This is a genomic window from Streptomyces sp. S465 (assembly GCF_026898115.1).
Lineage (GTDB): Bacteria > Actinomycetota > Actinomycetes > Streptomycetales > Streptomycetaceae > Streptomyces > Streptomyces luomodiensis.
The window spans coordinates 6224016-6249815 of record NZ_CP114036.1 but is presented as its reverse complement, the minus strand read 5'-3'; the positions used below and the strand labels follow the sequence as shown (position 1 = coordinate 6249815).

At 72.5% G+C, this 25800-nt stretch carries 26 protein-coding genes, 2 pseudogenes and 1 riboswitch; of the genes and pseudogenes, 16 read left to right on the top strand and 12 right to left on the bottom strand.

The features are described from left to right. Window positions 1-193 precede the first annotated feature (193 nt). A complete protein-coding gene (locus N6H00_RS26530; protein WP_268974338.1) occupies window positions 194-862 on the top strand; it encodes a hypothetical protein in 669 nt (222 codons plus the stop codon). A gap of 18 nt (window positions 863-880) precedes the next feature. On the opposite strand, the gene N6H00_RS26525 is transcribed toward N6H00_RS26530, so the two are convergent. Further along, the gene (locus N6H00_RS26525; RefSeq protein WP_268974337.1) at window positions 881-1372 is read right to left on the bottom strand and encodes an ATP-binding protein; all 492 of its coding nucleotides are present in this window, start codon (window positions 1370-1372) and stop codon (window positions 881-883) included. A 152-nt stretch (window positions 1373-1524) separates the two neighbouring features. On the opposite strand from N6H00_RS26525, the gene N6H00_RS26520 reads away from it, so the two are divergent. Both N6H00_RS26520 and N6H00_RS26515 read left to right on the top strand, forming a co-directional pair. Next, entirely contained in the window at window positions 1525-2385 is an 861-nt protein-coding gene (locus N6H00_RS26520; protein WP_268974336.1) for a helix-turn-helix domain-containing protein, read from the top strand. 1 nt (window position 2386) lies between these two features. Further along, a complete protein-coding gene (locus tag N6H00_RS26515; protein WP_268974335.1) occupies window positions 2387-2587 on the top strand; it encodes a DUF397 domain-containing protein in 201 nt (66 codons plus the stop codon). Window positions 2588-2599: 12 nt separating this feature from the next. Here N6H00_RS26515 and N6H00_RS26510 read toward each other — a convergent pair whose 3' ends face one another. Beyond that, window positions 2600-3514: an SDR family oxidoreductase gene (locus N6H00_RS26510; protein ID WP_268974334.1), complete on the bottom strand. Its 915-nt coding sequence runs from the start codon at window positions 3512-3514 to the stop codon at window positions 2600-2602. Between the two features lie 124 nt (window positions 3515-3638). Between N6H00_RS26510 and N6H00_RS26505 the strand changes: the two genes are divergently transcribed. The 4 genes from N6H00_RS26505 to N6H00_RS26490 all read left to right on the top strand — a co-directional run bounded on the left by N6H00_RS26505 (window position 3639) and on the right by N6H00_RS26490 (window position 5594). After that, window positions 3639-4196 carry a TetR family transcriptional regulator gene (locus tag N6H00_RS26505; protein ID WP_268974333.1) on the top strand — a complete coding sequence of 186 codons (558 nt, stop codon included), beginning with the start codon at window positions 3639-3641 and terminating at the stop codon, window positions 4194-4196. Window positions 4197-4235: 39 nt separating this feature from the next. Continuing rightward, window positions 4236-4427, top strand: a complete 192-nt coding sequence (locus N6H00_RS26500) for a helix-turn-helix domain-containing protein (protein ID WP_268974332.1) — start codon at window positions 4236-4238, stop codon at window positions 4425-4427. A 12-nt stretch (window positions 4428-4439) separates the two neighbouring features. Further along, complete coding sequence (locus N6H00_RS26495) at window positions 4440-4838, top strand: TetR-like C-terminal domain-containing protein (RefSeq protein ID WP_329618696.1); 399 nt, start codon at window positions 4440-4442, stop codon at window positions 4836-4838. Window positions 4839-5039: 201 nt separating this feature from the next. Beyond that, window positions 5040-5594 carry a TetR family transcriptional regulator gene (locus N6H00_RS26490; protein WP_268974331.1) on the top strand — a complete coding sequence of 185 codons (555 nt, stop codon included), beginning with the start codon at window positions 5040-5042 and terminating at the stop codon, window positions 5592-5594. Between the two features lie 63 nt (window positions 5595-5657). On the opposite strand, the gene N6H00_RS26485 is transcribed toward N6H00_RS26490, so the two are convergent. Continuing rightward, window positions 5658-6332 carry a TetR/AcrR family transcriptional regulator gene (locus N6H00_RS26485; protein WP_268974330.1) on the bottom strand — a complete coding sequence of 225 codons (675 nt, stop codon included), beginning with the start codon at window positions 6330-6332 and terminating at the stop codon, window positions 5658-5660. A 183-nt stretch (window positions 6333-6515) separates the two neighbouring features. On the opposite strand from N6H00_RS26485, the gene N6H00_RS26480 reads away from it, so the two are divergent. The 3 genes from N6H00_RS26480 to N6H00_RS26470 all read left to right on the top strand — a co-directional run bounded on the left by N6H00_RS26480 (window position 6516) and on the right by N6H00_RS26470 (window position 8875). Then, window positions 6516-6959, top strand: coding sequence for an ester cyclase (locus N6H00_RS26480; RefSeq protein WP_268974329.1), 444 nt, complete (start codon window positions 6516-6518; stop codon window positions 6957-6959). A gap of 41 nt (window positions 6960-7000) precedes the next feature. Continuing rightward, window positions 7001-7927, top strand: a complete 927-nt coding sequence (locus tag N6H00_RS26475; RefSeq protein ID WP_268974328.1) for an oxidoreductase — start codon at window positions 7001-7003, stop codon at window positions 7925-7927. 69 nt (window positions 7928-7996) lie between these two features. Then, window positions 7997-8875, top strand: a complete 879-nt coding sequence (locus N6H00_RS26470) for a patatin-like phospholipase family protein (RefSeq protein WP_268974327.1) — start codon at window positions 7997-7999, stop codon at window positions 8873-8875. A gap of 132 nt (window positions 8876-9007) precedes the next feature. On the opposite strand, the gene N6H00_RS26465 is transcribed toward N6H00_RS26470, so the two are convergent. Further along, complete coding sequence (locus N6H00_RS26465; protein ID WP_268974326.1) at window positions 9008-9943, bottom strand: IPT/TIG domain-containing protein; 936 nt, start codon at window positions 9941-9943, stop codon at window positions 9008-9010. 395 nt (window positions 9944-10338) lie between these two features. Here N6H00_RS26465 and N6H00_RS26460 point away from each other — a divergent pair, with 395 nt between their 5' ends. The 3 genes from N6H00_RS26460 to N6H00_RS26450 are packed head-to-tail and all read left to right on the top strand — an operon-like array spanning window position 10339 to window position 11390. Continuing rightward, window positions 10339-10626 (top strand): hypothetical protein, encoded by a 288-nt coding sequence (locus tag N6H00_RS26460; protein WP_268974325.1) that lies wholly within the window; start codon window positions 10339-10341, stop codon window positions 10624-10626. A gap of 44 nt (window positions 10627-10670) precedes the next feature. Further along, a complete protein-coding gene (locus N6H00_RS26455) occupies window positions 10671-10829 on the top strand; it encodes a DUF7196 family protein (RefSeq protein WP_268974324.1) in 159 nt (52 codons plus the stop codon). 54 nt (window positions 10830-10883) lie between these two features. Next, a complete protein-coding gene (locus N6H00_RS26450; protein WP_268974323.1) occupies window positions 10884-11390 on the top strand; it encodes a GNAT family N-acetyltransferase in 507 nt (168 codons plus the stop codon). 15 nt (window positions 11391-11405) lie between these two features. On the opposite strand, the pseudogene N6H00_RS26445 reads toward N6H00_RS26450, so the two are convergent. The 4 genes and pseudogenes from N6H00_RS26445 to N6H00_RS26430 all read right to left on the bottom strand — a co-directional run. After that, a pseudogene (locus N6H00_RS26445) lies at window positions 11406-12401 on the bottom strand (FGGY-family carbohydrate kinase); the annotation flags it as partial. Between the two features lie 726 nt (window positions 12402-13127). Then, window positions 13128-13541: pseudogene (locus N6H00_RS26440) on the bottom strand (FGGY family carbohydrate kinase); the annotation flags it as partial. Window positions 13542-13592: 51 nt separating this feature from the next. Beyond that, window positions 13593-14417, bottom strand: coding sequence for a DeoR/GlpR family DNA-binding transcription regulator (locus N6H00_RS26435; protein ID WP_268974322.1), 825 nt, complete (start codon window positions 14415-14417; stop codon window positions 13593-13595). Between the two features lie 8 nt (window positions 14418-14425). After that, complete coding sequence (locus N6H00_RS26430) at window positions 14426-15058, bottom strand: histidine phosphatase family protein (RefSeq protein WP_268974321.1); 633 nt, start codon at window positions 15056-15058, stop codon at window positions 14426-14428. A 151-nt stretch (window positions 15059-15209) separates the two neighbouring features. On the opposite strand from N6H00_RS26430, the gene N6H00_RS26425 reads away from it, so the two are divergent. From N6H00_RS26425 to N6H00_RS26415, 3 genes are all read left to right on the top strand, one after another. Further along, the gene (locus N6H00_RS26425; protein ID WP_268974320.1) at window positions 15210-16718 is read left to right on the top strand and encodes an FGGY-family carbohydrate kinase; all 1509 of its coding nucleotides are present in this window, start codon (window positions 15210-15212) and stop codon (window positions 16716-16718) included. Between the two features lie 37 nt (window positions 16719-16755). Continuing rightward, window positions 16756-16915: riboswitch (cobalamin riboswitch) on the top strand. Between the two features lie 135 nt (window positions 16916-17050). After that, window positions 17051-19483: a ribonucleoside-diphosphate reductase subunit alpha gene (locus N6H00_RS26420; protein WP_268974319.1), complete on the top strand. Its 2433-nt coding sequence runs from the start codon at window positions 17051-17053 to the stop codon at window positions 19481-19483. 2 nt (window positions 19484-19485) lie between these two features. Further along, on the top strand, window positions 19486-20496 hold the full coding sequence (locus tag N6H00_RS26415) for a ribonucleotide-diphosphate reductase subunit beta (RefSeq protein WP_268974318.1): 1011 nt from the start codon (window positions 19486-19488) through the stop codon (window positions 20494-20496). Between the two features lie 77 nt (window positions 20497-20573). On the opposite strand, the gene def is transcribed toward N6H00_RS26415, so the two are convergent. The 4 genes from def to N6H00_RS26395 form a co-directional block, all read right to left on the bottom strand. Continuing rightward, window positions 20574-21203: a peptide deformylase gene (gene def, locus N6H00_RS26410; protein WP_268974317.1), complete on the bottom strand. Its 630-nt coding sequence runs from the start codon at window positions 21201-21203 to the stop codon at window positions 20574-20576. A 138-nt stretch (window positions 21204-21341) separates the two neighbouring features. Beyond that, on the bottom strand, window positions 21342-22328 hold the full coding sequence (locus tag N6H00_RS26405) for a tetratricopeptide repeat protein (RefSeq protein ID WP_020868546.1): 987 nt from the start codon (window positions 22326-22328) through the stop codon (window positions 21342-21344). Between the two features lie 232 nt (window positions 22329-22560). Then, on the bottom strand, window positions 22561-23886 hold the full coding sequence (locus N6H00_RS26400) for an HD-GYP domain-containing protein (RefSeq protein WP_443073243.1): 1326 nt from the start codon (window positions 23884-23886) through the stop codon (window positions 22561-22563). Window positions 23887-24245: 359 nt separating this feature from the next. Further along, the gene (locus N6H00_RS26395) at window positions 24246-25685 is read right to left on the bottom strand and encodes an HD-GYP domain-containing protein (protein ID WP_329618558.1); all 1440 of its coding nucleotides are present in this window, start codon (window positions 25683-25685) and stop codon (window positions 24246-24248) included. Window positions 25686-25800 lie beyond the last annotated feature (115 nt).

Sequence of the window (25800 nt, the reverse complement as noted above, 5' to 3'; positions counted from 1 at the left end):
CTGTTGCTCTGTTCTCTCGGCTCGCTGCCGGACGATCTTTAGTTTCGAAGACCGGATTGGCGTTCTGCTAACGGACCGCTAATGACGGCTAATGCGGTGCGCGGAGGCCCGTTCGTATGAGTACGGGTACCTACGCCGTACTGAGGGGGCGCGCGGATCCGGCCCGCCGGGGCCGCGACCTACTGTCCGGTACATGACCGAGAGCGAGGCTTCCGCCGGAAAGAGCCGCGGCGGGTGCGGAACCGGGTGCGCCAGCGTGGTGCTCCTTGTGCTGTCCGTGGCCATGGCCCTGATCGCGTACGCGAGCACGGATTCGACCTATCCCGACGTCGACCCGAAGAAGACGGCGCGCCGGCTCTCCGGCTACTCCCAGGACGCCTATGCCGCACTCGGCATCGACCGCACCCTCGAAGGCGGCTACGTCGACGTCTTCACCAACAACACCTACGGGTCCAACGACTGCTACCCGGACGGCCTGTTCAGCTTCGCCGACCCGCCCGTGGACGGCGCGTACCGGCTCTACCAGGAGTGGACCTTGAGCAAGGTGCGCAAGGCGGTCGCGCTCCCCGCCCTGCGCGGGGTGCGCGACCGCCTCGAGGCCAAGGGATGGCACATCACGGAGTACGGCAAGAACGAGCAGATCGAGGAGTGGAGCGTAGGAGCGGAGCGCGACGGCGGCTACGCGATCAGCGTCACCTGGGAACCGGAATACCAGCGACTCTCCGGCTTCGTCAGCACATCGTCCTGCGCGATGGACCCCAACTGGCCGGAGGAGAAGCGGGAGCAGGAGGAGGAGCAGGGATACAGCGGCTCATACGACGAGCCGGACCTGGACTTCCCCCCGGCGCTCACCCCGGCCTGACACCGGCACGTCCCCTCGTCAGGCGGCGAACCCGAAGGCATCGCAGGGCGTCGGGTCCAGTTCGAACCAGAGCAGCTTGCCGCTCCTGCCGAACAGCCCGTCGGCGAGCGCGTAACCGCCCCAGTTGTCGGCGCAGATCCGGACGATGAGGAGTCCGCGCCCATAGGTGGCCTCGGTGTTCGCGGCGGCCTCCGCGAGGGCGGACGAGCGGTCGAAGAGGGCCGGGGGCTTGTCGAAGGGCGGCGGGATGTCCGGATTGGTGTCCCACACGCTGATCCGCAGCCGGCCCTCCTCCACGGCGCGGATACGCATTTCGGCCGGGCCGGTGGTGTGGCGGTACGCGTTGGTGACCATCTCACTGGTGAGCAGGGTCGCGGGGTCGGTGAGTGCGCCCATGTCGTGGCGCGCGAGTACCGCACGGAGGGTGATCCGGGCGATGGCGGCGGCCCGGGGGTCGTGGGGCAGGCGGAGTGAGTAGGACCAGGGGTTTTCCGTTGCTGCGGTGGGCATGAAGTCTCCGGTTTGTGCGTGGAGTTGGACGGTGTCCGGGCACACACCGTAGCCTGCAACCCTTAAGGTATTTACCCCTCGAAGGAAAAGGGGTGCATATACCACTCGTGTGAGTGACACGCCTGTTGCGCATGAGTAGGGAGAATCGGCAGATGCCCATGAGAAGCGTTCCGACCGCACGTCAACTCCGCCTCGGCACCGAGCTGCGCAGGCTGCGCGAGCGCGCTGGGATGTCGTCGACCGAGGCCGGGCGTTTGCTCGGCACCAACCAGACGACGATCAGCAATATCGAGGCGAGCCGGTTGGGCGTGAGCGCGGACCGGCTGCGCGCGCTGGCGCGAAACTACGCGTGCGCGGACGAGGCTCTGATCACGGCGCTCATCGACATGGCGGCGCAGCGCAAGCGTGGCTGGTGGGAGGAGTACCGGGAAGTCCTCCCCACTGGATTGCTCGACTTGGCCGAGCTCGAACACCACGCCGTGGCACTGCGCACGGCGTACATCGCGCACCTACCCGGTCTGCTCCAGACGGCCGAGCACGCTCGTGAAATCTTCCGCCAGGTCGTACCGACTCTGCCGCCGCCAGAGGTGGAGCACCGGGTCTCACAGCGCATCAAGCGCCAGGGCATCCTCTATCGCGACAAGCCGACGCCATATACGGCGATCGTCCATGAAGCTGCTTTGCGCATGCGTTTCGGTGGAGCGAAAACGGCACGAGCACAGTTGCAGCACATCCTGGAGATGAGCGAGCACGAGCACATCAAGGTGGTCGTGATCCCCTTCGAGGCCGGGTCTTTCCCAGGCTCGGGACAGTCGATCCTTTACGCCGTGGGCCCCGTCCCTCAACTGGACACCGTGCAACTGGATACGGAGCATGGCTCCGAACTCCTCGACGCCGCAGCACAACTGGAGAGGTATCGCGTGGTACTGGATCGCATGGAGACGGTTGCGCTCACGGAAGCGCACTCCCGCGATCTCATCCGCAACATCATCCGCAACATGAAAGGTGAATGAGTTGTCCACTCACGACTGGCGCAAGTCCTCGTTCAGCGGGGAAGGCAACGCCTGCCTCTACGTCTCCGCCCCCGACAACGCCACCATCCGGCTCCGCGAGAGCGACGAACCCGACACCATCCTCACCACCACCCCCACCGCCCTCGCCGCCCTCATACGCAGCGCCAAGGCGGGACGACTCGACCACCTCGGCGCAGCGTAGAGCGTGAGGTGATCAGGAGGCTGGCGGCGTGGTGAGGTAGTCGCCGTGTTCCAGGTCGTCGAGCAGGGTCGGGTGGGTGGGGGACCAGCCGAGCAGTTGCTGGGTGTGGGCGCTGGAGACGGGCCCGTCGAAGCCGTAGAACGTGGCCAGCGACGGGCTGTGGAAGTGCGGGGCGGCCTCGTCGGGGGTCAGTGAGGCCGTGGGCAGGCCGAGGCCGCGGGCGATCGTCTCCGCGATGCGCCTGAAGGGGACGCCGCTTTCGGCCACTCCGTGCAGCACGCTGCCCGCCGGTGCCTTCTCCAGCGCGAGGCGGAACAGAATCGCCGCGTCGCGTCGGTGCACCGCGGGCCACCGGTTGCCGCCGTCGCCGACGTAGGCGGACACGCCGGTCTGCCGGGCGGTGGCGACGAGCTTGCCGATGAAGCCGTAGTCTCCGGGGCCGTGGACGGTGGGGGCGAGCCGGACCACGCTCGCGCGGACGCCCTGGGCGGCGAAGTCCAGGCAGGCGCGCTCGCCCGGGATGCGGAAGCCGGCGATTCCGGCCGGGTCGGGCGCGTCCTGCTCGGTGCTCTCCCGGCCGGCGGGCATGACCAGCGTGCCGGAGGTGCTGACGAACGGCTTGCCCGAGTGTGCCAGCGCCTGGCCGAGCGTCTCGATCGCGGTCCGGTCGCGCCGCATCATGTCGTCGGGGTCGGCGAAGTCGCCGCCGAAGGCCATGTGCAGGACGCCGTCGGCGGCTTCGGCGCCGCCGCGCAGGCTGTCGAGGTCGTCCAGGGAACCGCGGTGCGGGGTGGCGCCCAGTGACTCCAGCCGGGCGGCGGCGGTGTCCGAGCGGGCCAGACCGGTGACGGTGTGGCCGGCCGCGACGAGCTCGGCGACGACGGTGGGGCCGGTCAGGCCGGAACCACCGGTGACGAAGACATGCATGAGGCTTTCACTCCCACTTAATGTCAGTGACTGGCGCTACTTAGCGCCAGTCGCTGACATTAAGTAGCGCCAGTGACTGACGTCAAGTAGCGCCAGTCACTGACACATGTGGTAGTTTCGCGGCGTGCCACGGAGCGGAGCAGAAGCGCGCCGCCGCCTTCAGCAGGCGGCCATGGAGCTGTACCGGGAGCGCGGATTCGACAAGACCACGACGGCCGAGATCGCCGCCCGCGCCGGCGTCAACGAGCGCACGTTCTTCCGGCACTTCCCGGACAAGCGCGAGGTGCTCTTCGACGGCGAGGCCGATCTGCGCGCCACGCTGACGCAGGAGGTGGCCGAGGCGCCCGAGGGTCTGCGGCCGTTCGACGTGATGCTGTGCGCCTTCCGGAAGGCCGGCCGGATCCTCGAGGAGAACCGGCCGTTCTCCGAACCCCGGCTGGAGATCATCGCGGCGACGCCTACGCTGCGCGAACGCGATCTGGCCAAGGGCGCGTCACTCGCCGATGCCCTGGCGGAGGCGTTGCGACGGCGCGGCGTGGCCGACCGGCAGGCCCGCCTGGCCGCTCAGACCGGCTGGGCCACCTTCCACCACGCGGCCCAGGCGTGGATCGACGACCCCTCGCAGAGCCTGGACGCGCATCTTGGCCAAGCCTTCGAGGATCTGCGCGCACTCTCACAGTGAAGGCCCGTGGGCCATGCCCATATGCGGTAGCCTCCAGACATGTCCGTACGGCCGTTTCACCATGGGAACCTCCGTGCGGTGCTGCTCGATCAGGCGGAGCTCGTGCTCCGTGAGCGCGGGATCGACGCGCTGTCGCTCCGGGAGCTCGCGCGGGAGGCGGGCGTCAGCCATGGCGCCCCCCGGAGCCATTTCATCGACCGGAACGCCCTGCTCGACGCGCTGGCCGAATGAGGCTTCCGCAGACTGGCCGACGCGATCGCCACGGCCACCGCACAGGCGCGGGGTGACTACCGGGACACCCTTCGCGCGGCCGCCCGAGCGGGTCTGGACTTCGCGGTGAGCGATGCCGCGCTGCTCGACCTGATGTTCGCCGCGAAGGTCAACGACCCTCCGGACGCCGTCAAGGAGGCGGCGGAGCGGCTGTTCGTGACCGACAGCGAGGTCATCCGGGCCGGAGTGGCGGCCGGTGTGTTCGCCGAGCACGAGGTCGGCCGGCTGACGCTGCTCTGGTCCGCGACGGTTCAGGGCACCTCCGCGCTCGTGACGTCCCGGCGGGCGACGATCGACCAGGCGCGCGCGATCGTCGACGACGCGATCGCGGTCCTCCTCTCCGGCTCCCTCGAGGGCGCCGCGAGCGCATGACCACCGGGGGTGGGGCCGGTGCGGGCCACGAGGGAGCCGCCGGCGACCACGAGGCGCGCACCGTCACTCGACTGGGCAGCGCCGCCGATCACCAGGCCCGGTGAAACGACCCCGGTGACCGGTGCGGTGCGGAGCGCGATCGCGCGTGGCTGACGGGCCTGCGCGAGACCGCCCTTCGGAAAGCCTCCTTAGGATGGCGGCATGGCACGAAACGCTCGCGAGACCAGGCGACGCCTGCTGGAAGCAGCCGGTGAGGAGTTCGCCGAGCACGGCATCGCGGGCGCCCGTGTGGAGCGGATCGTCGGCGCTTCGGGGGTCAACAGCGCGCTGTTGTACCGGTACTTCGGCAACAAACTCAGGCTGTTCGACGCGGTGTTCAGCGAGCTCGCGGCCGAGTCGGTCGATGCCGTTCCGATCACGCCCGAGGATCTCGCGGAGTACGCCGGCGCGCTCTTCGATCACCACCAGGCCCACCCCAAGGTGGTCCGGCTGGCCGCCTGGTACCGGCTCGAGCGGGCGACAACCCAGCTCCCCGAACGCATCGTCGCAGCCCAGGGCGAGAAGGTCCGCAAGCTGGTGGCGGCTCAGGAGGCAGGGCAGACCACGCGGGCCCTGCCGGCCGAGGAACTGCTGGCGCTGGTGGTGCACCTCTCCCTGCTGGGCTCGGACGCGTCCCCGGTGCCCGAGCCCGGCACGGCGCACGACGTGCGGCGTCGCGCGATCGTGGCGACGGTGCGCGCCCTCACCGCTCTGTGACGGCCTGGGCCGCGGGGCGGTTGACGGCCGTATTGTCCGCGACGTTGCTCCACCGTGGGTGGGTCAAAGGGAGGTGCGGGCGATGGTGCCTACGGTGAGGGTGGCCAGCATGTCTTGCAGGGCGGTGACGAAGTCCAGCTTGAACGCGGTGAGTGACGGGTCGGCCTGGTAGGCGGCGAGCATCGCCTCGGAGGGGCGGGCGTGCGTCCATACGGCACCGATCGCCATGATCATGGCTGCGGTCAGCTGGGGGGCGTGCTCGCCCAGTTCGGGCAGGTAGCGGCCGGTCAGCGTGGCGATGGCGGCGACGTTGGCCACGGCCGCGCGCTTGTAGCGGGCGGCCACCTCGGCGGAGACGTTGTGCTCCAGCACGCCCGCCTGTGCGCTCAGCAGGTCGCACAGAACCCGGCGCTCGGCGAGGGAGCGGGCCACGACGGTGGCGAACTGCTCCGTGCGCCGGTCCACGGACGCCGCCTGGTCGATGCCGGCGTGGAGGAGGGCGGGCAGGTCGGCGATCCACTGCTGCCAGGCGCGGTCCAGCAGCTCCAGCAGGATCGCTTCGCGGGATTCGAAGTAGCGCAGCACGTTGGACTTCGCCAGTCCGACACGGCGGCTCAGTTCATTGAGGCTGACGGCACCGGCGGGCATCTCCTCGAGCATGGCCGCGGTGGTGTCCAGCACTGCCTGGCGCCGGATCTCGCGCTGCTCCTCACTGCGGGCACGCTGGAAGTTCGTCATGCCTCCACATTACAGACTGCCGGTCTTTTGACATCAGACCACCGGTCCCTTACGTTGGCGATGCGCCGGAAGACCGCCTGGGCCAGGCATCCGGCCGCTGGCCGGGCCGCTTCATGCAGGGATGTAAGTAGCTTTCTACTTACGCATGGGACTGCCACAGCACCCCTGAAAGCGAGAAACACCATGAGCCCCGCCGCAAGCACCGAAGCGAACATCGCGGTCGTCAGGCGCTTCGTCGACGAAGTCGTCAACGGAGGCAACCTCGACACGATCGACGAGCTCTGGGCCGACGACATGATCTGGCGCGGCGGCAGCCTGGGCGAGTACCACGGCATCGACGCCTACAAGAACTTCATGGCGGCCAACGCCGCCGGCGCCTTCACCGGCATGCGCCTGGACGTCATCCAGGCCGTCGCGCAGGGCGACACCGTCGTGCTGCTGTTCACCAACAGCGGCACCCACACCGGCGCCTTCATGGGCACCGCTCCCACCGGCAAGCACGCCCAATGGCTGGGCACCGGCGTGTACCGCATCAAGAACCACAAGATCGCCGAAGCCACCTTCACCGAGGACATCCTCGGACTGCTTCTCCAGCTCGGCATCACGACCCTTCCGAGCGCCGGATGACCCGCGCACAGGACACAACGAACCGGCAGAGAGGCACAGCGATGAACCACTGGACGCCTGACGACATCCCCGACCAGAGCGGCCGCACCGCGCTGATCACCGGCGGGAGCAGCGGAATCGGGCTGGAGACCGCGCGCGTCCTGGCCCGGCACGGCGCCCGCGTCATCCTGGCGGGACGCAGCCAGACCACACTGGATCAGGCCGCCCAGACCGTGCGCGCTGCCGCACCCGGGGCCCGGACCGACACACTGCTGCTCGACCTCGCCGACCTCTCCTCCATCCGTGACGCCGCCACTCGCATCGCCGAGACCGAGACGATCGACCTGCTGTTCAACAACGCCGGCGTGATGAACCTGCCCGAGCGGCAGCTGACACGCGCCGGTTTCGAGATGACGGTCGGCACCAACCACCTGGGCCACTTCGCCTTCGACGCCCAGGTCTGGCCCGCCGTACGCCGCTCCGCCGCACCGCGCGTGGTCACCGTCAGCGCCATCGCCGCACGATGGCCGATGGGCAGACTCGACGACCTGATGAGCGAGAAGAGCTACCGCGCCATGGGCGCCTACGCGAAATCCAAGCGCGCCAACATCGTCTACACCCTCGAACTCGCCCGCCGGACCGCACACAGCCGCCTCGCGGCACTCGTCGTCCACCCGGGATCGGCGATGACCGGACTGCAGCAGCACGGCACCGGGGCACTGAGCCGCATCGTCACCCCGGTCGCCGCGCGCCTGTTCATGGGATCGGCCGACGGTGCCGCCTGGCCCCTCCTGTACGCAGCGACCAGTACGGAGGTCAGCTCCGGACAATTCATCGGCCCGGCCGGACGCGACCAGACCTCCGGCACCCCCAAACTCGCCAAGCTCCCCAAAGGCGTCAACGACACCGATGAGGCCAGGCGGCTGTGGACGGTGAGCGAACAGCTCACCGGCGTCCCCTTCGACCCCGGCACCGGAACAGCCCCGTAGACCCCCATCAGTTGGCACATGGGGAGCACACACCCTCGGCCAACACCCCACCCACGCAAGGAGTTGCACATGAACACCGGACTGATCCTCGGCGGAGGCGGCTGGGTCGGCATCGCCTGGGAGACCGGTGTACTCGCCGCCCTGCGCGAGCACGCGGGATTCACCCCCTCGGCCTGCTCGGTCGCCGTTGGCACATCGGCCGGCGCCTACGTCGCGGCGATGGCCATGGGCGGCGTCGACCTGGTCGAGCGCGCCCGCGCCGAACAAAGCGGCGCCCTGCTCACCTCACTGGCACCGATGCCCGAACCAACCTCCGGCACCACCACTGACACCAGCGGCGGCACCAGCGCGGTTCCACCGGACATCATGCGCTTGATGCTCTCCCCCGAGGGGCCGAGCATCGAGCGAGCGCGCGCCATCGGCCATCTCGCCATGACCGCTGCACGCGACCTGGACCACGACGCGGCCATGCACATGTGGCGGTCCGTACTGCCGCTTCCCGTCTGGCCGGAGGGGGACCTGCGCATCACCAGCGTGCGCTGTGAAACCGGCGAGACCGTGTTGTGGACGCGAAGCGACGGCATTGATCTGCCCACAGCCGTCGCTTCATCCTGCGCCGTACCCGGCTTCCTGCCACCGGTCCCATTCGACGGCGCCCATTACTGCGACGCCCCCCGCCTCCCCAGCACCGCCGCACTGGCCAAGGAGAAGAACCTCGACGCCATCATCTTCATCGGCCCTCGCGCGGGAGCACTCGCCAACGTGGCCGAAGACGCGGAACTCGACGAGCTCGAACGACAGGGACTACGCATCGTGAGGATCACCGACGGCCCGGACTTCACCGAAGTCGCCGGAGAACTTCTCGACCAACGACTGCGCCCCCGCGCCGCCCAGATCGGCCTGGACGACGGCCGCAGGGCTGCCCAGCAGGTCGCGGCGCTGCGGTAAGGGACAAACAACCACTCGGCTGTCAGCGCAGGGGATCGTCGTCGTAGTGGGGATGTCCTGGGCGCCGACGGGCGGTCACCGGGCCGTGGGAACGAGGCCCGGTGACCGCCGCGGTGGGTCGGAGGTGACCGGTCAGACGTAGGTGAAGCCGCCGGGGACGGTGGCGGTGCCGAAGGCCGTCACCAGGGTGACGGTCGCGTTGCCGGCCGCCCCGGGCGGGGTGAGGCCGGTGACCGTGGTGGCGGTGGCGGTCACGCCGGTGGCGGGAACGCCGTTGAACAGCACGCCCAGGACGCCACCGAGGTTGGTGCCGGTGATGGTGAACGCGGTACCGCCGGCCACGGACCCGGTGGCGGGAGTGATGGCGGTGGGAACCGGCGGGGGCGGCGCGACGAAGTAGGTGAAGCCGCCGGGGATGATGCTGGTGCCGCCGGGGCCGGTGACCGCGACGGTGACGTTGCCACCTGCGGGCGGGCCCGCCGGGGAGACGCCGACCAGGCTGGTGCCGGCGGGGTTGATGGCCAGGATGGTCGAGGCGTTCCCGCCGAAGGTGACGCTGGTGACGCCGGTCAGATTGGTGCCGTTGATCACGTACACGGTGCCGCCGGTGGTCGGGCCCACGGCCGGGGTGATGGAGACGGCGGCGGGCGGGGGCGGCGCCACGTAGGTGTACGGCAGGGAGTTGCTGGTGCCGGCGCCGGTGGTGACGGTGACCTGGACGGTCCCGGCCGCATGCGGCGGGGCTATCACCACGATGACGTCGTAGCCGGGATTGCCGCCGCCACCGGGCCAGCCGCCGCCACCACCCCAGCCACCCCCGCCGCCCCAACCGCCGCCGCCACCCCAACCGCCCCCGCCGGGGTAGTCCTGGTAGACGATGGTGGCGGGGGTGCCGCCGAAGGACACACCGGTGACGCCACGCAGGTTCTGCCCGAACAGCCGGACGTAGTTCCCACCGGCGGCGGGCCCCGAGTCGGGGACCAGGGCGAGCAGCGTCGGCGGCCCCACCGGGGTCGGCGGCCAGTAGCCCGCGGTCGGGGTGGCGGCTGCGAGTGCGGTCGAGGTCATGGTCGGTCCTCCTGGGGAAGGGTCGGATGCCCGGTGCGCCGACGGCATGCCGACGTCATGGGCCACTGCTGGTGAACGCCTTGTCGCCACCGCGCGGTTGAGGCAGGCCGGCGCCGGAGGAACGAAGAGCTGCCGGGCGGCCGGCCGGGGCGCGGGGGCGGTGCGCGGTGAAGGCGGAGCGACGGGCGGAACGCCCGGCTCCTGAGATGGCCGGCGAGGTATCAGGCAGCCTGGCGCGGCCACTTTCCAGTTATCCACGCACATCGGCGTCGCTCAAGCCCCTCAAGGCGCCCATCACTCGTTTGGCGCATACCGGCGGACCCGGTGAGCGCTTGTAATGGGTGGTATCGGCAGTGCCGACCCCTCGTACGACCGGCCGGGGAGGGAACGATCCCATGAGCCTCGCAGCGTTCCTCCTCGCCCTCGGCACCACCTGCCGGATCACCCGCTTCATCACCAAGGACACGCTGGCAGCGGGCTTCAGATGCTGGGTCGCCGACCGCTTCGGTGACGACTCACGCCCCGCCTACCTGGTCAACTGCGGTTGGTGCACCAGCACATGGGTCGCCGGTGCCACGGCCGTGTACGCGACCTTGCTGGACACCACCGCCTGGTTCCAGCTGCCGGCCGCCGCCCTGACGCTCTCCTACCTCACGGGCGTCGCCTCGCGGTGGCTGGACTGACACCGGCCCCGACAGGGCGCGCTTGAGGAAAGGAACAGACAGCCATGGCCTGCAACTGTGGTGGCGGAACACCTCACACCGTCGTCGTCTACCAACTGACGCTGCCGGACGGCACGGTCCGGCGATACGTCACCTACCAGGAAGCCGAGGCGGCCAACCGGCGCGCGGGTTCCACCGGAGTGATCACCGCCGTCACCCAGTGACGACGCCGAAGGCACGGCGGCCCGGCTGTCGGTGGTGTGCGGCACACTGCGGGCATGGACATCACGATCAGGCACGCGCGGGACGAGGAGCTGGACGACATCGGGGAGCTCACCGCGCGGGCCTACCTCGGTGACGGGCTGCTGGACTTCGGGGACAGCGATCCGTACCTCGCCACACTGCGCGACGCCCGGCGCCGGGCCGCGCGGGCCGAGCTGCTGGTCGCGGCGGACGGGGCGAGCGACGAGGTGCTGGGCGCCGTGGCGTTCGCGGTGCACGGCGGGGCGTACGCGGAGCTGGCCCGGCCCGGCGAGGGCGAGTTCCGGATGCTGGCCGTCCGCCCCGAGTCGCGACGGCGCGGCGCGGCCGAGGCGCTGGTGCGGGCCTGTCTGGACCGGGGGCGGGAGCTGGGCCTCGAGCGGATCGTGATCAGCAGCCAGCAGTCGATGACCGCCGCCCACCGGCTGTACGGACGACTCGGCTTCGTCCGGGCGCCGGAGCGGGACTGGGCGCCGACAGCGGACCTGGACCTGACGCTCTGGGCGTTCACCGTGGAGCTCTGACGGCGGACCGGGCGCCTAGCGCAGCCAGCCGCGCTCGCGCAGGGCGGCGGTGAAGGCGGCGTACGAGGCGTCGAGGGCGGCGCGTTCGGTCTCGTCGGGCTCGATGTCCCGGCCGGTACGGACCATCGCGGCGGCGCTCGCCGCGAGGTCCGGGTGGAGGGTGCCGGAGGCGGCGAGGAGGGCCGCGCCGAAGGCGGTTTCGGCGTGGTCGGCGACGCGCAGGGGCATGCCGAGGGCGGTGGCGCGGATACGGGTCCACACCGGGCTGCGGCTGCCGCCGCCCGCCGCCCACAGCGGGCCCTCCACCGCGACGCCCAGCTCCCGCACCCGCTCGATGGCGAGGCGTTCCAGAAAGGCGACGCCCTCCAGGGCGGCGCGGTGGCGGTCGGCGTCGTCGGCCGGGGTGCCCAGGACGAAGCCGCGCGCCCCACCGCTGACGAACGGAAAGCGCTCGCCCTCGCGGCGCAGGGGGTAGGCGACCACGGACGCGGGTCCGCGGGCGGCCGCGGCACAGTCGAGGGCGGCGAGTTGACCGGCGGGGACGTCCGCGAGGGCCTCGCCGCCCGTATTGGACGCGCCGCCCGGCAGCCACCAGCCGTCGGGGTGGCGGTGGCTGTAGAGCGCGCCGACCGGGTCGACGACCAGCTCCCGGGTGACGCCCTTGAGGACGTACGTGGTGCCGAGGACGCCCACGAACTGACCGGGCCGCACGGCCCCCGTGGCGATCTGCCCGGCGCAGCCGTCCGTCATCCCCAGGCGCACCGCACAGCCCACCGGCAGCCCGGTCTCGCGCGCGGCGGCCGCACACACCGTGCCGACTTCGGTGGTCGGCGGCTCGACGGCGGGCAACCAGTGGGACGGCACGCCCAGCGCGTCCAGGACCTCGCCCGGCCACTCGCCCACGCGTGCGTCGTAGCCGCTCTTGAGGGCGTGACTCCAGTCGGTGGCAACGGGCCCGCCGGTGAGCCGCCACGCGATGAGATCGGGGGTATGGAGCAGATGCCGGCCCCGCCCGTCGGCGGAGGACCGGCCCCCACCCAGCCCGCGCCCGGAGGACCGGCCCCCACCCAGCCCGTCGCCCACCGACCCGCTGTCGCCCGCCGACCCGCTGTCGCCCGCCAGACCACCGCACGCGAGACCGCCGTCGCCCGCCTCGCCCGCCAGACCAACCGCCCCTGTCCCGCCAGCCGAACCGCCGTCGCCCGCCGCACCCGCCAGACCAGCCGCACCCGCCTCGCCCACCGAACCGCCGCCACCCGCCGCGCCCGCCGCATCCGCCGACCCGCTGTCGCCCACCGGACTCGCCGCGCCCGCCAGACCACCGCACGCGAGACCGCCGTCGCCCGCCTCGCCCACCAGCCCCGCCGCACCCGTCTCGCCCACCGAACCGGCACCACCCGCCGCGCCCGCCGCATCCGCCGGGCCGCCGTCGCCCACCGCACTCGCAGCACCCGCCAGACCGCCGCACGCGAGACCGCCGTCGACCGGCTCGCCCGCCAGCCCCGCCGCACCCGCCTCGCCCACCGAACCGGCACCACCCGCCGCGCCCGCCGCATCCGCCGGGCCGCCGTCGCCCGCGGCACCCGCGGCACCCGCCGCACCCGCATCGTCGCCCGGAAGGCGTGGGCCTTCGTCGGCGGCGGGTGTCGGCTGGTCGCCGGGCAGGGGCTTCGGCCCGGCGTGCTGCGGCCGGCCGCGGCCGGCGCGGCGGCTGTCGGTGGTCCCTTCGGCCTCCGCCAGCCAGGCGATGCGGCCCAGTGCCGCCGTCGGGCCGACCGTCAGGCCCAGGGCCTGCCAGCGCGGGGCGCCCAGCCGCTGGGCGTGGGCGTTGAGTTCGGCGGCGCGGCGGTCGTCGTACATCAGGGCGGGGCCGAGCGGTTCGCCCGCGCCGTCCGCCAGGACGACCGTGCCGGAGGTCGCCGAGGTGGCGACGGCCACCACCTCCCGGCCGCCCGCCGGGAGCGCGGCCGTCGCCTGGCGGAGGGCCGCCGCGACGGCGGGCCACCAGGCCCGCGCGTCCTGCTCGCCGCGCCCGCCCGCGCTCCGCGTCGGGCGGGGCAGGGGCGCGCGGCCCTCCGAGCGCACCCTTCCGTGCGCGTCCACGCACATCACCCGCACCGCCGCCGTGGCGATGTCGATCCCGGCCACCATCTCGGATCCCGTAGCTGCCACACGCATGGCGTTAAGTTAACATCAGCATCGTTAAGAAGCAGGCCCCGCGACCCGCACATCCACCCGCTCCCGCAGCTCACCCAGCAGCTCCGCCTCGATCCCGTCGTCCACCACCAGATGGTCGAAGTCGTCCATCGGGCACAGCCGGTGCAGCGCCGTGCGCCGGGTCTTCGAGGCGTCCATCAGCAGCACCTTGCGGCTGCCGGCCGCGAGCATCGCCCGCTTGACCAGCACCACGTCCTGCTCCTGGTGGTAGGTGGTGCGCGCGTCCATCGCCGAGGTGCTGACCAGCACCATGTCCACGGACAGCCCCCCGATCGCCTCCGCGCAGGGCACGCCGAGGAACGAGTCATGGGTGTGGGAGTACTCCCCGCCGAGCCCGATCAGCCGGGTCCGCGGCACCCCGGCGAAGACCTCCAGCACCCGCCGGGCGTTGGTCACCACGGTCAGCGGCGCGGCGTCGACGAGCAGCCGGGCCAGGGCGAGCGCGGTCGTGGAGTCGTCCAGCATCACCGACATACCGGGTTCGACCAGCTCGGCTGCGGCCGCCGCGACCGCCTCCTTCTCGGCGCGGTTGACGCCCAGCCGGTAGTCCAGGCTGGACTCGAAGACCGACGAGGGCAGCGCCGAGACGCCGCCCCGGAACTTCCGCAGCACACCGAGCCTGGCCAGCTCGTCCAGGTCGCGGTGCACCGTCATCAGGCTGACCCCGGTGAGCCCGGCCAGCTCGGCCGCGGTGGCGGTGGCGTGTTCCAGGACGTACTCGGTGATCAGCTGTCTGCGCGCGTCCTGGGGGCGGGCCTGGGGGTGGGCCTGGGGGTGGGTCCGGCCGCCGGGCGCTCCGGTCGCGGTCATGCCGGAAATCATTCCGCACCGGCCGCCGGAACGGTCTCCGTGGGCACGTTCAGGGAGCGCAGCGCCGTCATCCCACCGGCCAGTTCGACCTCGGTCACCGCCGCGTTGTCCAGCCGGGGGAAGACCTGGCGATAGCGGCCGACGGGGATGGTGAGCAGCGCGCACAGCGCCAGCCGCAGCAGGGAGTTGTGGGCGACGACGAGCACCGTGCCGCCCTCGTGCGCGGCGGCGAGCCCGCGCAGGGCGGCCACCGCCCGCGCCGCCGCCCGGCCGGGCGGCTCGGAACCGGGGAAGGCACCGGTCTCGGGGTCGCGCCGGAACGCCGCGACGGCGGCCGGGTCCTCCGCCTCCAGCTCGGCGATGGTGCGGCCCTCGCCCCAGCCGAAGTCGAGCTCGCGCAGGTCCTCGATCACCTCGGGCACCAGGCCCAGCGCCCGCGCCGCCGGCTCGGCCGTCCGCCGGGCGCGGCTCAGCGGGGAACAGACCACCGCGTCCGCGCCGCGCCGCCCGGCCCACCGGGCGAGCGCGCGGGCCTGGCGATGCCCCCGTTCGGTCAGGTCGATGTCGGAGGTGCCGGCGTAGCGGTTCTCCGCGTGCCACACGGTCTCGCCGTGGCGTACGAGCAGCAGTCGGGCGCTCATCCGGGGCCTCCCCTGTGTCGGGCATTGTCTGATCAAGTTGTAGATGTTAAATCTAGCATCGCCCGTGTTATGGAACGCCGAAGAACACCCGGAAGAACACCCGGACCTACGCCGAAGCACACCCCGAAGCACGCCGGAAGGAAGGCCACCCATGCGCGTCCTCGCCGCCCACGACGTGATCATCGGAGTCGACGTCGGCACCTCCGTCACCAAGGCCGTGGCCTTCGGCCGGGACGGCCGGGCGGTGGCCTCCGCGAGCCGCCCCAGCCGGCTGGAGCGGCTGCCCGGCGGCCGGGTGGAGCAGGACCTGGAGGACGTGCTGCGCACGGTCGGCGAGGTGTGCCGGGAGGTCGCCGCCGCCCTCCCCGGCCCGCCGGCCGCACTCGCGCTCACCGGCCAGGGGGACGGCATGTGGCTGCGGGACGCGGCGGGCCGGGCGGTGCGTCCGCCGATCTCCTGGATGGACGGCAGGGCGGGCGACACCGTGGCCCGCTGGGGCGAGGACGGCACCCTGCGGGCGCTGTACGCCCTCACCGGCTCGGGGGTGTTCCCCGGCTGCCACGCCCCGCTGCTGGCCTGGCTGGCCGAGCACGAGCCGGAGGCCCTGGCGCGGGCCGAGGTCGCGGGCTACTGCGTGGACGCGGTCGCCCAGCGGCTGACCGGCGTCATCGGCGTGGACGCCTCCGACGCCTCACTGCCGTTCCTGGACGTGACCACCCGTCAGTACGTGACCCAGGCCCTGGACGTGTGCGGCATCGCCGCATACGCCCGGCTGTTGCCGCCGCCCGCCGCCCCGGGCGCGGTCGCGCGGCTGGACGGGGCGGGCGCGCGGCTGCTGGGACTGCCGGCCGGGCTGCCGGTCACGGCGGGCCCGTACGACCTCCCGGCCTGCGCCATCGGCAGCGGGGTGCGCGAGGTGGGCGACGGGTTGCTGATCGTCGGCACCACCCTGGCCAGCCAGGTACTCACCGACAGCGCGCGGATCGACCCGGCCGGCGATCCGGCGGGGATGTGGCTGTGCACCCCCGATCCGGACCGCTGGCTGCGCGCCATGCCCGCGATGGTCGGCACCGCGGCCCTGGAGTGGGTGCTGGAGTTCACCGGCGCGACCACGGCCGAGCTGGACGCGATACTCGAGGCCGCACCGCCCGGCGCCAACGGCGTGACCGCGCTGCCCTTCCTGTCCGGCGCCGGGGAGCGCGCGCCGTTCGTGGAACCCGCCGCGCGGGGGCGGCTGGACGGGCTCACACTGGGCGCCACCCGCGCCGACGCGGTCCGCGCGGTCTGCGAAGCCGTCGCCTACGCCGCACGCCACTGCCTGGAGGCCGCCGGGCTCTCCGCGGGCCTGGCGCTGTGCGGCGGCGGCACCCGGTCCACGGCGTGGGCCCGGCTGTTCGCCGATGTCATCGGCCGCCCGGTGCGCATCCCGAACGAGCCCGAGGTGGGTGCGCGGGGCGCGGTGGCGGTCGCCTGGCGGGCCCTCGGCGACCCGGTCGACGCGGAGCGCTGGCAGGCCGACGCGCGCACCGTCGAACCCCGTGCGGATCTCCGCGAGCTCTTCGAGGACGGCTACGCCGGCTACCGCGCCCGGCTCGACGAGGCGCTCGACGGATGGCGCGCGACGGGCCCCAGGTCATGGGCCGCCTACGGAACGCACTAGCACATTCGCACGAAACTCCGCACCTCCCGACACAACATGTGGGGGCACGTGCGCCGGCCGACACAAGATGTATGCTCATGCTCGCTGTCGCCGCAGGGGAATCCGGTGCGAATCCGGAACTGTCCCGCAACGGTGTATGTGTGCGCTTATGCGGCGTACCCATGAGTCCGAGCACCTGCCGACGGCCGTTCAGAACACGTCCCCCGGCCTCGTGGGTTGGGCCGATGGACGCTGCGTGGTGTGCCCGGCGTACGAGGAGTGCGGCACCGGCATGCCCGCGCGCGCCCATCGCCCCCCCTCGTGGCCTCAGCCGAGCGAGGGAGAGCACTTCAGTGACCATCGCGCCCGCCGATCCGGTTTCACAACAGGCGGATTCTCAGGCAGCGGTTCCCCGGGCAGCGGGCGACGCGCCCGGGACCGCCCTGCTGCGGACCCTCACCGGCCTCACCGCCGACCTGCCCGCCACCGACCCCGGAAAGGTCGCGGCCGCCGCCCTGCGCGGCCGCCATCCCGGTTCGGACGAGGCGGAGTTGCGCACCCTCGCGACCGAGGCGGCGGCCGGGCTGATCGCCGAGGAACCGGAGTACTCGCGGCTGGCCGCGCGGCTGCTGGCGGTCACCATCACCCAGGAGGCGGCCGGGCAGGGCGCGGTCTCCTTCTCCGGCTCCGTGGCCGTGGGCCACCGCGAGGGCCTGATCGCCGACTCCACCGCGGAGTTCGCCGCCACCCACGCCGGGCGGCTGGACGCGCTGGTGGAGCGGGCCCTGGCCGACGGCGCCGACGACCGCTTCGGCTACTTCGGACTGCGCACCCTCTACAGCCGCTACCTGCTGCGCCACCCGCTCACCCGCCAGGTGATCGAGACCCCGCAGCACTTCCTGCTGCGCGTGGCCTGCGGGCTCGCCGAGGACCTCTCGGAGCGGGCATTGGACGACGTGGCCGAGCTGTACCGGCTCACCAGCACGCTGTCGTACCTGCCCAGCTCCCCCACGCTGTTCAACTCCGGCACCCGGCATCCCCAGATGTCGTCCTGCTATCTGCTGGACTCCCCGCTGGACGAGCTGGACTCCATCTACCACCGCTACCACCAGGTGGCGCGGCTGTCGAAGCACGCGGGCGGCATCGGCCTGTCCTACTCCCGCATCCGGGCCCGCGGTTCGCTGATCCGGGGCACCAACGGGCACTCCGGCGGCATCGTGCCGTTCCTGCGCACGCTCGACGCCTCGGTGGCCGCCGTCAACCAGGGCGGCCGGCGCAAGGGCGCGGCCTGCGTCTACCTGGAGAGCTGGCACGCGGACCTCGAGGAGTTCCTGGAGCTGCGGGACAACACGGGCGAGGACGCCCGCCGCACCCACAACCTCAACATCGCCCACTGGATCCCGGACGAGTTCATGCGCCGGGTCGAGGCGGACGCCGACTGGTCGCTGTTCTCCCCGTCCGACGCCCCCGAGCTGGTGGACCTGTGGGGCGAGGAGTTCGACGCCGCGTACCGGAAGGCCGAGGCCGAGGGGAAGGCGGTCAAGCGGGTCCCGGCCCGCCAGCTGTACGCCCGGATGATGCGCACCCTCGCGCAGACCGGCAACGGCTGGATGACCTTCAAGGACGCCGCCAACCGCACCGCCAACCAGACCGCCGAGCCCGGCCGGGTCGTCCACTCCTCGAACCTGTGCACCGAGATCCTGGAGGTCACCGACGACGGCGAGACCGCCGTGTGCAACCTCGGGTCGGTCAACCTCGCCGCGCACCTCGGCGCGGACGGGCAGATGGACTGGGAGCGCCTGGACGCCACCGTCCACACCGCCGTGACCTTCCTCGACCGCGTGGTGGACATCAACTTCTACCCCACCCAGGAGGCGGGGGCCTCCAACGCCCGCTGGCGTCCGGTGGGCCTGGGCCTCATGGGGCTCCAGGACGTCTTCTTCCGGCTGCGGCTGCCGTTCGACTCGCCCGAGGCCAAGGAGCTGTCCACCCGGATCTCCGAGCGCATCATGCTCGCCGCCTACGAGGCGTCCTGTGAGCTCGCCGAGCGCCACGGCCCGCTCCCCGCCTGGTCCGAGACCCGCACCGCACGCGGTGTGCTGCACCCGGACCACTACCCGGACGCGGTGGCCACCTGGCCGGAGCGCTGGCAGGCGCTGCGCACCCGGATGGCGACATCCGGGATGCGGAACTCGCTGCTGCTGGCGATCGCGCCGACCGCGACCATCGCCTCCATCGCGGGCGTCTACGAGTGCATCGAGCCGCAGGTCTCCAACCTCTTCAAGCGCGAAACGCTCAGCGGGGAGTTCCTCCAGGTCAACTCCTACCTCGTGGACGACCTCAAGAAGCTGGGCGTCTGGGACGCCCGGACCCGGGAGGCACTGCGCGATTCCAGCGGCTCGGTGCAGGACCTCACCTGGGTGCCCGCCGACGTACGGGAGCTGTACCGCACGGCGTGGGAGATCCCGCAGCGGGCCCTGATCGACATGGCGGCGGCCCGCACCCCGTACCTGGACCAGAGCCAGTCGCTGAACCTCTTCATGGCCTCGCCGACCATCGGCAAGCTCAGCTCGATGTACGTGTACGCCTGGAAGCGCGGCATCAAGACCACGTACTACCTGCGCTCACGTCCGGCCACCCGGATCGCCCAGAGCGCACGCGGCGGGGCCGCGGCCACCGCCCCTGCCCCTGCCCCCGTCCCCGTCCCCGCCCAGCAGGCGACCGCCGGCCCCGAGGTCATCGCCTGCTCCCTGGAAAACCCCGAGTCCTGCGAGGCCTGCCAGTAACCATGAGTGACACCAAGAACCTGCTCGACCCGGGCTTCGAACTGACCCTGCGGCCGATGCGGTACCCGCAGTTCTACGACCGCTACCGCGACGCGATCAAGAACACCTGGACCGTGGAGGAGGTCGACCTCCACTCGGACATCGCCGACCTCGCCAAACTCTCCCCCGGTGAACAACATCTGATCGGCCGTCTGGTCGCCTTCTTCGCTACCGGCGACTCGATCGTGGCCAACAACCTGGTGCTGACGCTCTACAAGCACATCAACTCCCCCGAGGCGCGGCTGTACCTCTCGCGGCAGCTCTTCGAGGAGGCGGTGCACGTCCAGTTCTATCTGACGCTGCTGGACACCTACCTCCCCGATCCGGACGACCGCGCCGCGGCCTTCGCCGCCGTCGAGAACATCCCCTCCATCCGGGAGAAGGCGGAGTTCTGCTTCCGCTGGATGGACTCGGTGGAGAAGATCGATCGGCTGGAGACCAAGGACGACCGCCGCCGTTTCCTGCTCAATCTGATCTGCTTCGCGGCCTGTATCGAGGGGCTGTTCTTCTACGGCGCCTTCGCCTACGTCTACTGGTTCCGCTCGCGCGGACTGCTGCACGGCCTGGCGACGGGCACCAACTGGGTGTTCCGCGACGAGTCGATGCACATGGAGTTCGCCTTCTCGGTCGTGGACACCGTCCGCGAGGAGGAGCCGGACCTGTTCGACGACGAGCTCCAGCGGCAGGTCACCGACATGCTGAAGGAGGCCGTCGAGGCGGAGCTGCAATTCGCCCGCGATCTGTGCGGGGACGGGCTGCCGGGGATGAACACCGCGTCGATGCGGGAATACCTCCAGTGCGTGGCCGACCAGCGCCTCCAGCGCCTCGGCTTCCCCGCGGTCTTCGGCTCCGAGAACCCGTTCTCCTTCATGGAACTCCAGAACGTCCAGGAGCTGACCAACTTCTTCGAGCGCCGCGCCTCGGCCTACCAGGTCGCGGTCGAGGGCTCGGTCGCCTTCGACGACGACTTCTGAGCGGCCTTCCGAGCCCGCCCTCATGACACAGGGCCGGACCCCGCGGCGGGTGTCCGGCCCTGTGAGATACGGCACGCTCAGTCGTTGGGCACCGTCTCATAGCGGGCGGTGCCCTCGGCCATCTGCTTCAGCGCGTCCTTACGGTCGCGCTTGGAGAGCCGGTCGATGTAGAGGTAGCCGTAGAGGTGGTCGGTCTCGTGCTGGAGACAGCGCGCGAAATAGCCGGTGCCGCGCACCGCGATCGGCTTGCCGTCGAGGTCCTGGCCGCGCACCACCGCGTAGTCGGGGCGGGCGAGGGACGCGTAGGCGGTGGGGACCGACAGACAGCCCTCATGGGAGTCGTCCAGCACCCGGCGCTCGGCCGGCAGCTCGTCCAGCACCGGGTTGCACACCACGCCCACATGGCGAACGCCCTCGTCGTCCATGCAGTCGTAGACGAAGACCTTGAGGTCGACACCGATCTGGTTGGCGGCCAGGCCCACGCCCTCCGCCGCCCGCTGGCTGGCGAACATGTCGTCGACGAGCCGCGCCAGCTCGTCGTCGAACACGGTCACGTCCTTGCACTCCCGGTGCAGGACCGGATTGCCGACAACGGTGATCGGGCGGGCGGTGCCGCGCTCGCGGAAGGCCCGCTCGCGCTCCTCGCAGTCCTCCGTGTCCACGATGAACTCGTCGTCCACCTGCTGCTTCGTACCTTGCTGCGACATCGTCCGCCGTATGCCTTCCCTCAACCGTGATGCGTCGCCCTACAGGGTACGGGCACGACGCGGCCGGGCGCGGGGCGAGCCGCCCCGAGGGGCGGCCGGCGGACGGCCGGCGGACGTGGGGCTCAGCGACGCGGACGGTCAGCAGACCTCTTCCAGGTCCCGCCACTCCCGGGTGTCCGGGCTGTCGGCGACCCAGCCGTCCAGCAGCCCCCGCACCAGCCCGCCGGGCGCCGCGATACCGCATTCGCGCTCGGGGACCCACAGCGAGCCCGAGCCCGCCATACGGTGTCCCAGCGGGCCGGGGTGGCCCGGCTCGCTGTGGTCGTGCGGGTCCAGGTGCTCGCCCTCGCCCTCGTCACTGGGCATCCGGCTCTCCGAACAGGAGCGGCACAGCAGCCGCACCGACGACGACCAGTCCTCGGCCGCGAAGCCCGCGTCCGCGGCGAGCCGCTCCAGGGCGTCCCGGTCGGCCTCGGTGGCCGCCTCCAGCAGCACCACCCAGGTCGGCACCGGGGACGGCGCCCACAGCTCGATCTCGTCGAAGACCGGATAGGCGGGGCCCGCGGAGGTCACGCGCTCACCGTGCGGCACACCGTCGTGCAGCACCACCTCGCCCCAGCGCCGCCCGGACGACGGCAGCGGGATGGACAGCACCTCGATCCGGGCCGGATCCAGCCGGCGGCCCCAGACGACCTCGGCCTCGCCCTCCGGTGACAGCCTTACCGCCGCGCTGCCCAGCTCCATGCCGAGCGGCTCCCCGGACGCGGACGCCTCTCCGGGCACCTTCAGCCCGTACGCCTGCCAGGCACGGCGGGCCAGCGGCCAGTCCTGGAGCGCGGTGGCCGCGATGCCCACGTTCCACCAGTCGGGAGCGCCCGTCTCGCGGTCCAGCAGCGCGACCGCGCGCAGCCCCGCGGCGCGCGCCTGCTCCCAGTCGTGCCGGAACTTGTGCAGCAGCGCCAGATTGAACCAGGACTCCGACAGCCAGGGCTCCAGGTCGGCGGCGCGGGTCAGCAGCGCGCCCGCGTCCTCGTACCGGCCGTCGCCGATGAGCGTGAACGCACGGTCCGTGGCCTGCCGCCATGAGGCGGACGGCCGGTGCCGTACCTTGCCGAAGATCTTCACGATTCCCGCCTGCCGGTATCGAAGTCGTCCCGTACCAGATGCCTTCGCGGACGGCGTCGCCCTCCCTTGAAGACAACCTGCCACACATTCGCGGACATCTCAGCCCGGCCCCTCACCCTGCGGCCGGGATGCGAAGCCCACCACACCTCCTTGCCACCGGCCATCGGCCCGACACCCCTCTCCTCGCATCCAACCATGCCCCTCGGGAAGCCCGCTCATTACCCGCGAGTTCTCACCGGGGACGGCCGTACACCTGGCGCGACAGCACCGCGGCGAGCGCCTCCACGACCACCGGGTCGAAGTCGCGCGCCGTGGCCAGCCGCAGCCGCTCCAGGGCGCGCAGCGCGGCCGCCCCGGCCGCTCCCCCGGCCGCGGGCCGGCTCACCAGCTCGGTGTACGCGTTCACCGCGCGCACGATACGCGCGGCGAGCGGCTGCTCGCGGTACGGGTCCGCCTGGCGCTCGACCACCACCGCGACCTCGGCGGGTACCCCGGTCTGGCGCACCACAGCGCCGCCGAGCAGTGCGATTCTGCGCTGCTCGGCGGCGGGCAGCTGCTCGGTGGCCCCGGCCGGCACCGGGTCGAGCAGCGAGAGCTGGCCGATGTCGTGCATCAGCGCCGCGTATTCCAGCACGGTCAGCCGGGCCCCGGAAAGCCCCAGCTCACGCCCTACCGCCCGGCTGAGGGCGGCCACCTTGAGGGCGTGACCGGCCGGGGTGTACCCGGCTATCTCGGTCGACCGGGCCAGGGAGGCGATGGTCTGGCGGTAGGTGGCCCGTATCCCCGCGTAGCGGCGGTAGGAGTACTGGATCAGCAGCAGCGGCACCGCCAGGACCGGCAGCGGCCACAGCCCGGCGACGGCCACGGTGAGCGCCATCACCACCCCGGTCGCGCAGACCGCGGCCGCCACCCCTTGCTGCGCCCGCAGCTCGTCGCCGAGCAGCGGTCCGTAAGGCCAGCCGGTGCGGGCACGGGCGAGGGCGGCGGCCAGGACCGCGTCACACAGGGCGGTCAGGGCCAGCAGAGCGAGCAAATAGCCGACGGCATACGGGCCGTGCCCGAACCAGGAGGCCAACCGTCCGGTCTGGTGCAGCGGTTGGAAGCAGGTGGCGGCGAACGCGACGGTCAGTACCCGGCGAGCGGCGTGACCGGGATCGGCCGGACGGCCCAGCGCCAGCGGCACCACCAGCCCGGCCAGAGTGGCCGCCATGACGACGGTGACCACCTGGAGGACACCGAAGGTGGTGGGTTCCCCGCCGAGCCGCCCGACCAGGGCGTAGCCGAGGGCGCCCGCGGCGGCGACGGGCGCGGGTTCACCGCGCGGATCGTGCGCCCCGCCGGTGCGCGGCCGCGCGGGCTGACGCGCGGGCTGACGCGCGGACGGTGCGTCGACGCACCGGATCGCCTCCCCGACGGCGATGAGCACCCCGAAGGCGAGCGCCGCCGCCGGCTGCCGCACCCCGTGCCACTCGGTCCATACGAGCGCGACCACGGCGAGCGCCCCCGCCGCGCCGTACACCGCGACGACGGTAAGGCCACCGTGCCCGCGCCGCGATATGCGGTCCCCGGGGTATGCGGTGTGCCGTGCCCGGCGGGCCCGGCACACCGCGCGGACATGCCGCTCCGCGAGCAGCCCCCCGCGGCGGCGCCGCGAGACCGCGCCCCGGCCCACCCCCTCGGCGACCCACCGCACGGCGTCCCCGTCCTGAGCCGCCCCCTTAGCGATCACCCCGGCCGCGCCCTCGTCCCGGTCCACACCCTCGGCGGCCCACCACGCCACGTCCCCGTCCCGGCCGGTCCCAAGGGCGGCGCTGTCCGGGGCGGCGGTGTGCGGGGCGGCGGTGTGCGGGGGGTGGGGTGGCCGGGTGGTTCGGTCGGGGCCGGTCGGGTCGGCCCCCGTGGGGTCCGGGGCGGGGCTCATGATCCGCCGCCGGGGCTCAGGCGCGGCGACGGGCCGGGGGCGTCCGGCCCGGCCCCCACCGCGGCGCGTACCAGTGGCGCGGACGCCTCCGGCGGCGGGCCCAGGGAGTCTGCCGGGACGTTTCCTCGCTCCTCGGGGGCGTCCGCGGTGACCGTCGCGTGCCAGCCGTGGCGGTCCAGGGCGCGGGCCAGGGCCCGCACCATCCGGGGGTCGAACTGCGTTCCCGCGCACCGCTTCAGCTCCTCGACCGCCGTGGACACCGGCCGCGCCCGGCTGTACGTACGCGTCGAGGTCATCGCGTCGAAGGCGTCCGCGACCGCGACCACCCGGGCGAACTCCGGGATCTGCGCCCCGGCCAGCCCGTACGGATAGCCGCTGCCGTCCAGCCGCTCATGGTGGTGGAGGATCGCGGCCCGCGCCTCGCCCAGGAAGCCGATGCCGCGCACCATCTCGTCGCCGTACTCGGGGTGCAGCTCGATCACCCGGCGCTCGTCGGGGGTCAGCGGGCCGTCTTTGCGCAGCAGCCGGGTGGGGACGCCGAGCTTGCCCACGTCGTGGAGGATGCCCGCGATCCGCAGCGCCTCCAGCCGGTCGCCGCTCATGCCCAGCTCGCGGGCGATCATCGCGGAGGCGCGGCCGACGCGCTCGCTGTGGCCCCGGGTGTAGCGGTCCTTGATGTCCACCGCCTGGACCAGCGCCCGGATGGTGGCCTGGTGGGCGGCGCTCTCGCGGTGGTACAGCACGAAGCCGCAGGCGCAGACGTACATCGGCAGCAGCACCAGCAGGGCCGCCGCCGGTCCGTAAGGGCTGCGCCACAGCACCGCCATGGCCAGCCCGGCGGGCCCGTGCACCAGGTACGGGGCGAGCGCCCCGGGCAGCGGGGCGGACCAGGCGGCGCGCGGGGAGCGGCGCTCGGCGGTGACCAGCACCCCGCCCTCCAGAACGGTGGCGGTCAGGCCCAGGACGAGCGCGGCGGCGACGGCGGCCGTCAGCGCGTACGGAAAGCCGGGCGCGCCGGGGTCCCGGGCGCCGCCGAGGTCCCCCAGGGCGGCGAGGGCCCGTGGGCCGCGCAGGGCCGCGAAGGCGTACGAGGCGGCCCAGACGGCCAGCGAGAGCCGCGCGGCGCGCCACGCCCGCCGCAGCCCGGCCGGGGGCCGCTCCACCCGGGTCAGCAGCGCGCCCGGCGCGGCGACCAGCGCCGCGGCGGCGGGCGGCAGCAGAAAAGCCCCGGCCAGGAGGACGGGGCTGCACCATTCGGGCCATCGGGCCCTGACCCTGGACCCCACGGTGTGGACCGCGGCGAGCAGGGCGGCCGTGGCCCAGGGAACGGCCGCTGGGGACCGTACGGCGGGGGCGGCGCACCATCCCGCCGCGAGCACGGCGCACAGGACATACGCCCGCGCCCCCAGGGGCAGTGCCCGGAGCGCTTGTCGCACCCGTAGAGCCCGTAGTGCCCGCACGGTGTCCCTCCCCATCCAGGTCCGTTCACCCGCCCCGCCCGTCCCGGAGGGGCGGGTGAGGTTGGTTGGGGAGCTTAAGACGGAGTGCGGC

Bases quoted from the DNA above. Each gene is read 5' to 3' on its own strand.
- N6H00_RS26530 (WP_268974338.1), top strand. From the start codon at position 194: ATGACCGAGAGCGAGGCTTCCGCCGGAAAGAGCCGCGGCGGGTGCGGA.
- N6H00_RS26525 (WP_268974337.1), bottom strand. From the start codon at position 1,372: ATGCCCACCGCAGCAACGGAAAACCCCTGGTCCTACTCACTCCGCCTG.
- N6H00_RS26520 (WP_268974336.1), top strand. From the start codon at position 1,525: ATGCCCATGAGAAGCGTTCCGACCGCACGTCAACTCCGCCTCGGCACC.
- N6H00_RS26510 (WP_268974334.1), bottom strand. From the start codon at position 3,514: ATGCATGTCTTCGTCACCGGTGGTTCCGGCCTGACCGGCCCCACCGTC.
- N6H00_RS26500 (WP_268974332.1), top strand. From the start codon at position 4,236: ATGTCCGTACGGCCGTTTCACCATGGGAACCTCCGTGCGGTGCTGCTC.
- N6H00_RS26490 (WP_268974331.1), top strand. From the start codon at position 5,040: ATGGCACGAAACGCTCGCGAGACCAGGCGACGCCTGCTGGAAGCAGCC.
- N6H00_RS26485 (WP_268974330.1), bottom strand. From the start codon at position 6,332: ATGACGAACTTCCAGCGTGCCCGCAGTGAGGAGCAGCGCGAGATCCGG.
- N6H00_RS26480 (WP_268974329.1), top strand. From the start codon at position 6,516: ATGAGCCCCGCCGCAAGCACCGAAGCGAACATCGCGGTCGTCAGGCGC.
- N6H00_RS26475 (WP_268974328.1), top strand. From the start codon at position 7,001: ATGAACCACTGGACGCCTGACGACATCCCCGACCAGAGCGGCCGCACC.
- N6H00_RS26470 (WP_268974327.1), top strand. From the start codon at position 7,997: ATGAACACCGGACTGATCCTCGGCGGAGGCGGCTGGGTCGGCATCGCC.
- N6H00_RS26465 (WP_268974326.1), bottom strand. From the start codon at position 9,943: ATGACCTCGACCGCACTCGCAGCCGCCACCCCGACCGCGGGCTACTGG.
- N6H00_RS26460 (WP_268974325.1), top strand. From the start codon at position 10,339: ATGAGCCTCGCAGCGTTCCTCCTCGCCCTCGGCACCACCTGCCGGATC.
- N6H00_RS26455 (WP_268974324.1), top strand. From the start codon at position 10,671: ATGGCCTGCAACTGTGGTGGCGGAACACCTCACACCGTCGTCGTCTAC.
- N6H00_RS26450 (WP_268974323.1), top strand. From the start codon at position 10,884: ATGGACATCACGATCAGGCACGCGCGGGACGAGGAGCTGGACGACATC.
- N6H00_RS26435 (WP_268974322.1), bottom strand. From the start codon at position 14,417: ATGACCGCGACCGGAGCGCCCGGCGGCCGGACCCACCCCCAGGCCCAC.
- N6H00_RS26430 (WP_268974321.1), bottom strand. From the start codon at position 15,058: ATGAGCGCCCGACTGCTGCTCGTACGCCACGGCGAGACCGTGTGGCAC.
- N6H00_RS26425 (WP_268974320.1), top strand. From the start codon at position 15,210: ATGCGCGTCCTCGCCGCCCACGACGTGATCATCGGAGTCGACGTCGGC.
- N6H00_RS26415 (WP_268974318.1), top strand. From the start codon at position 19,486: ATGAGTGACACCAAGAACCTGCTCGACCCGGGCTTCGAACTGACCCTG.
- def (WP_268974317.1), bottom strand. From the start codon at position 21,203: ATGTCGCAGCAAGGTACGAAGCAGCAGGTGGACGACGAGTTCATCGTG.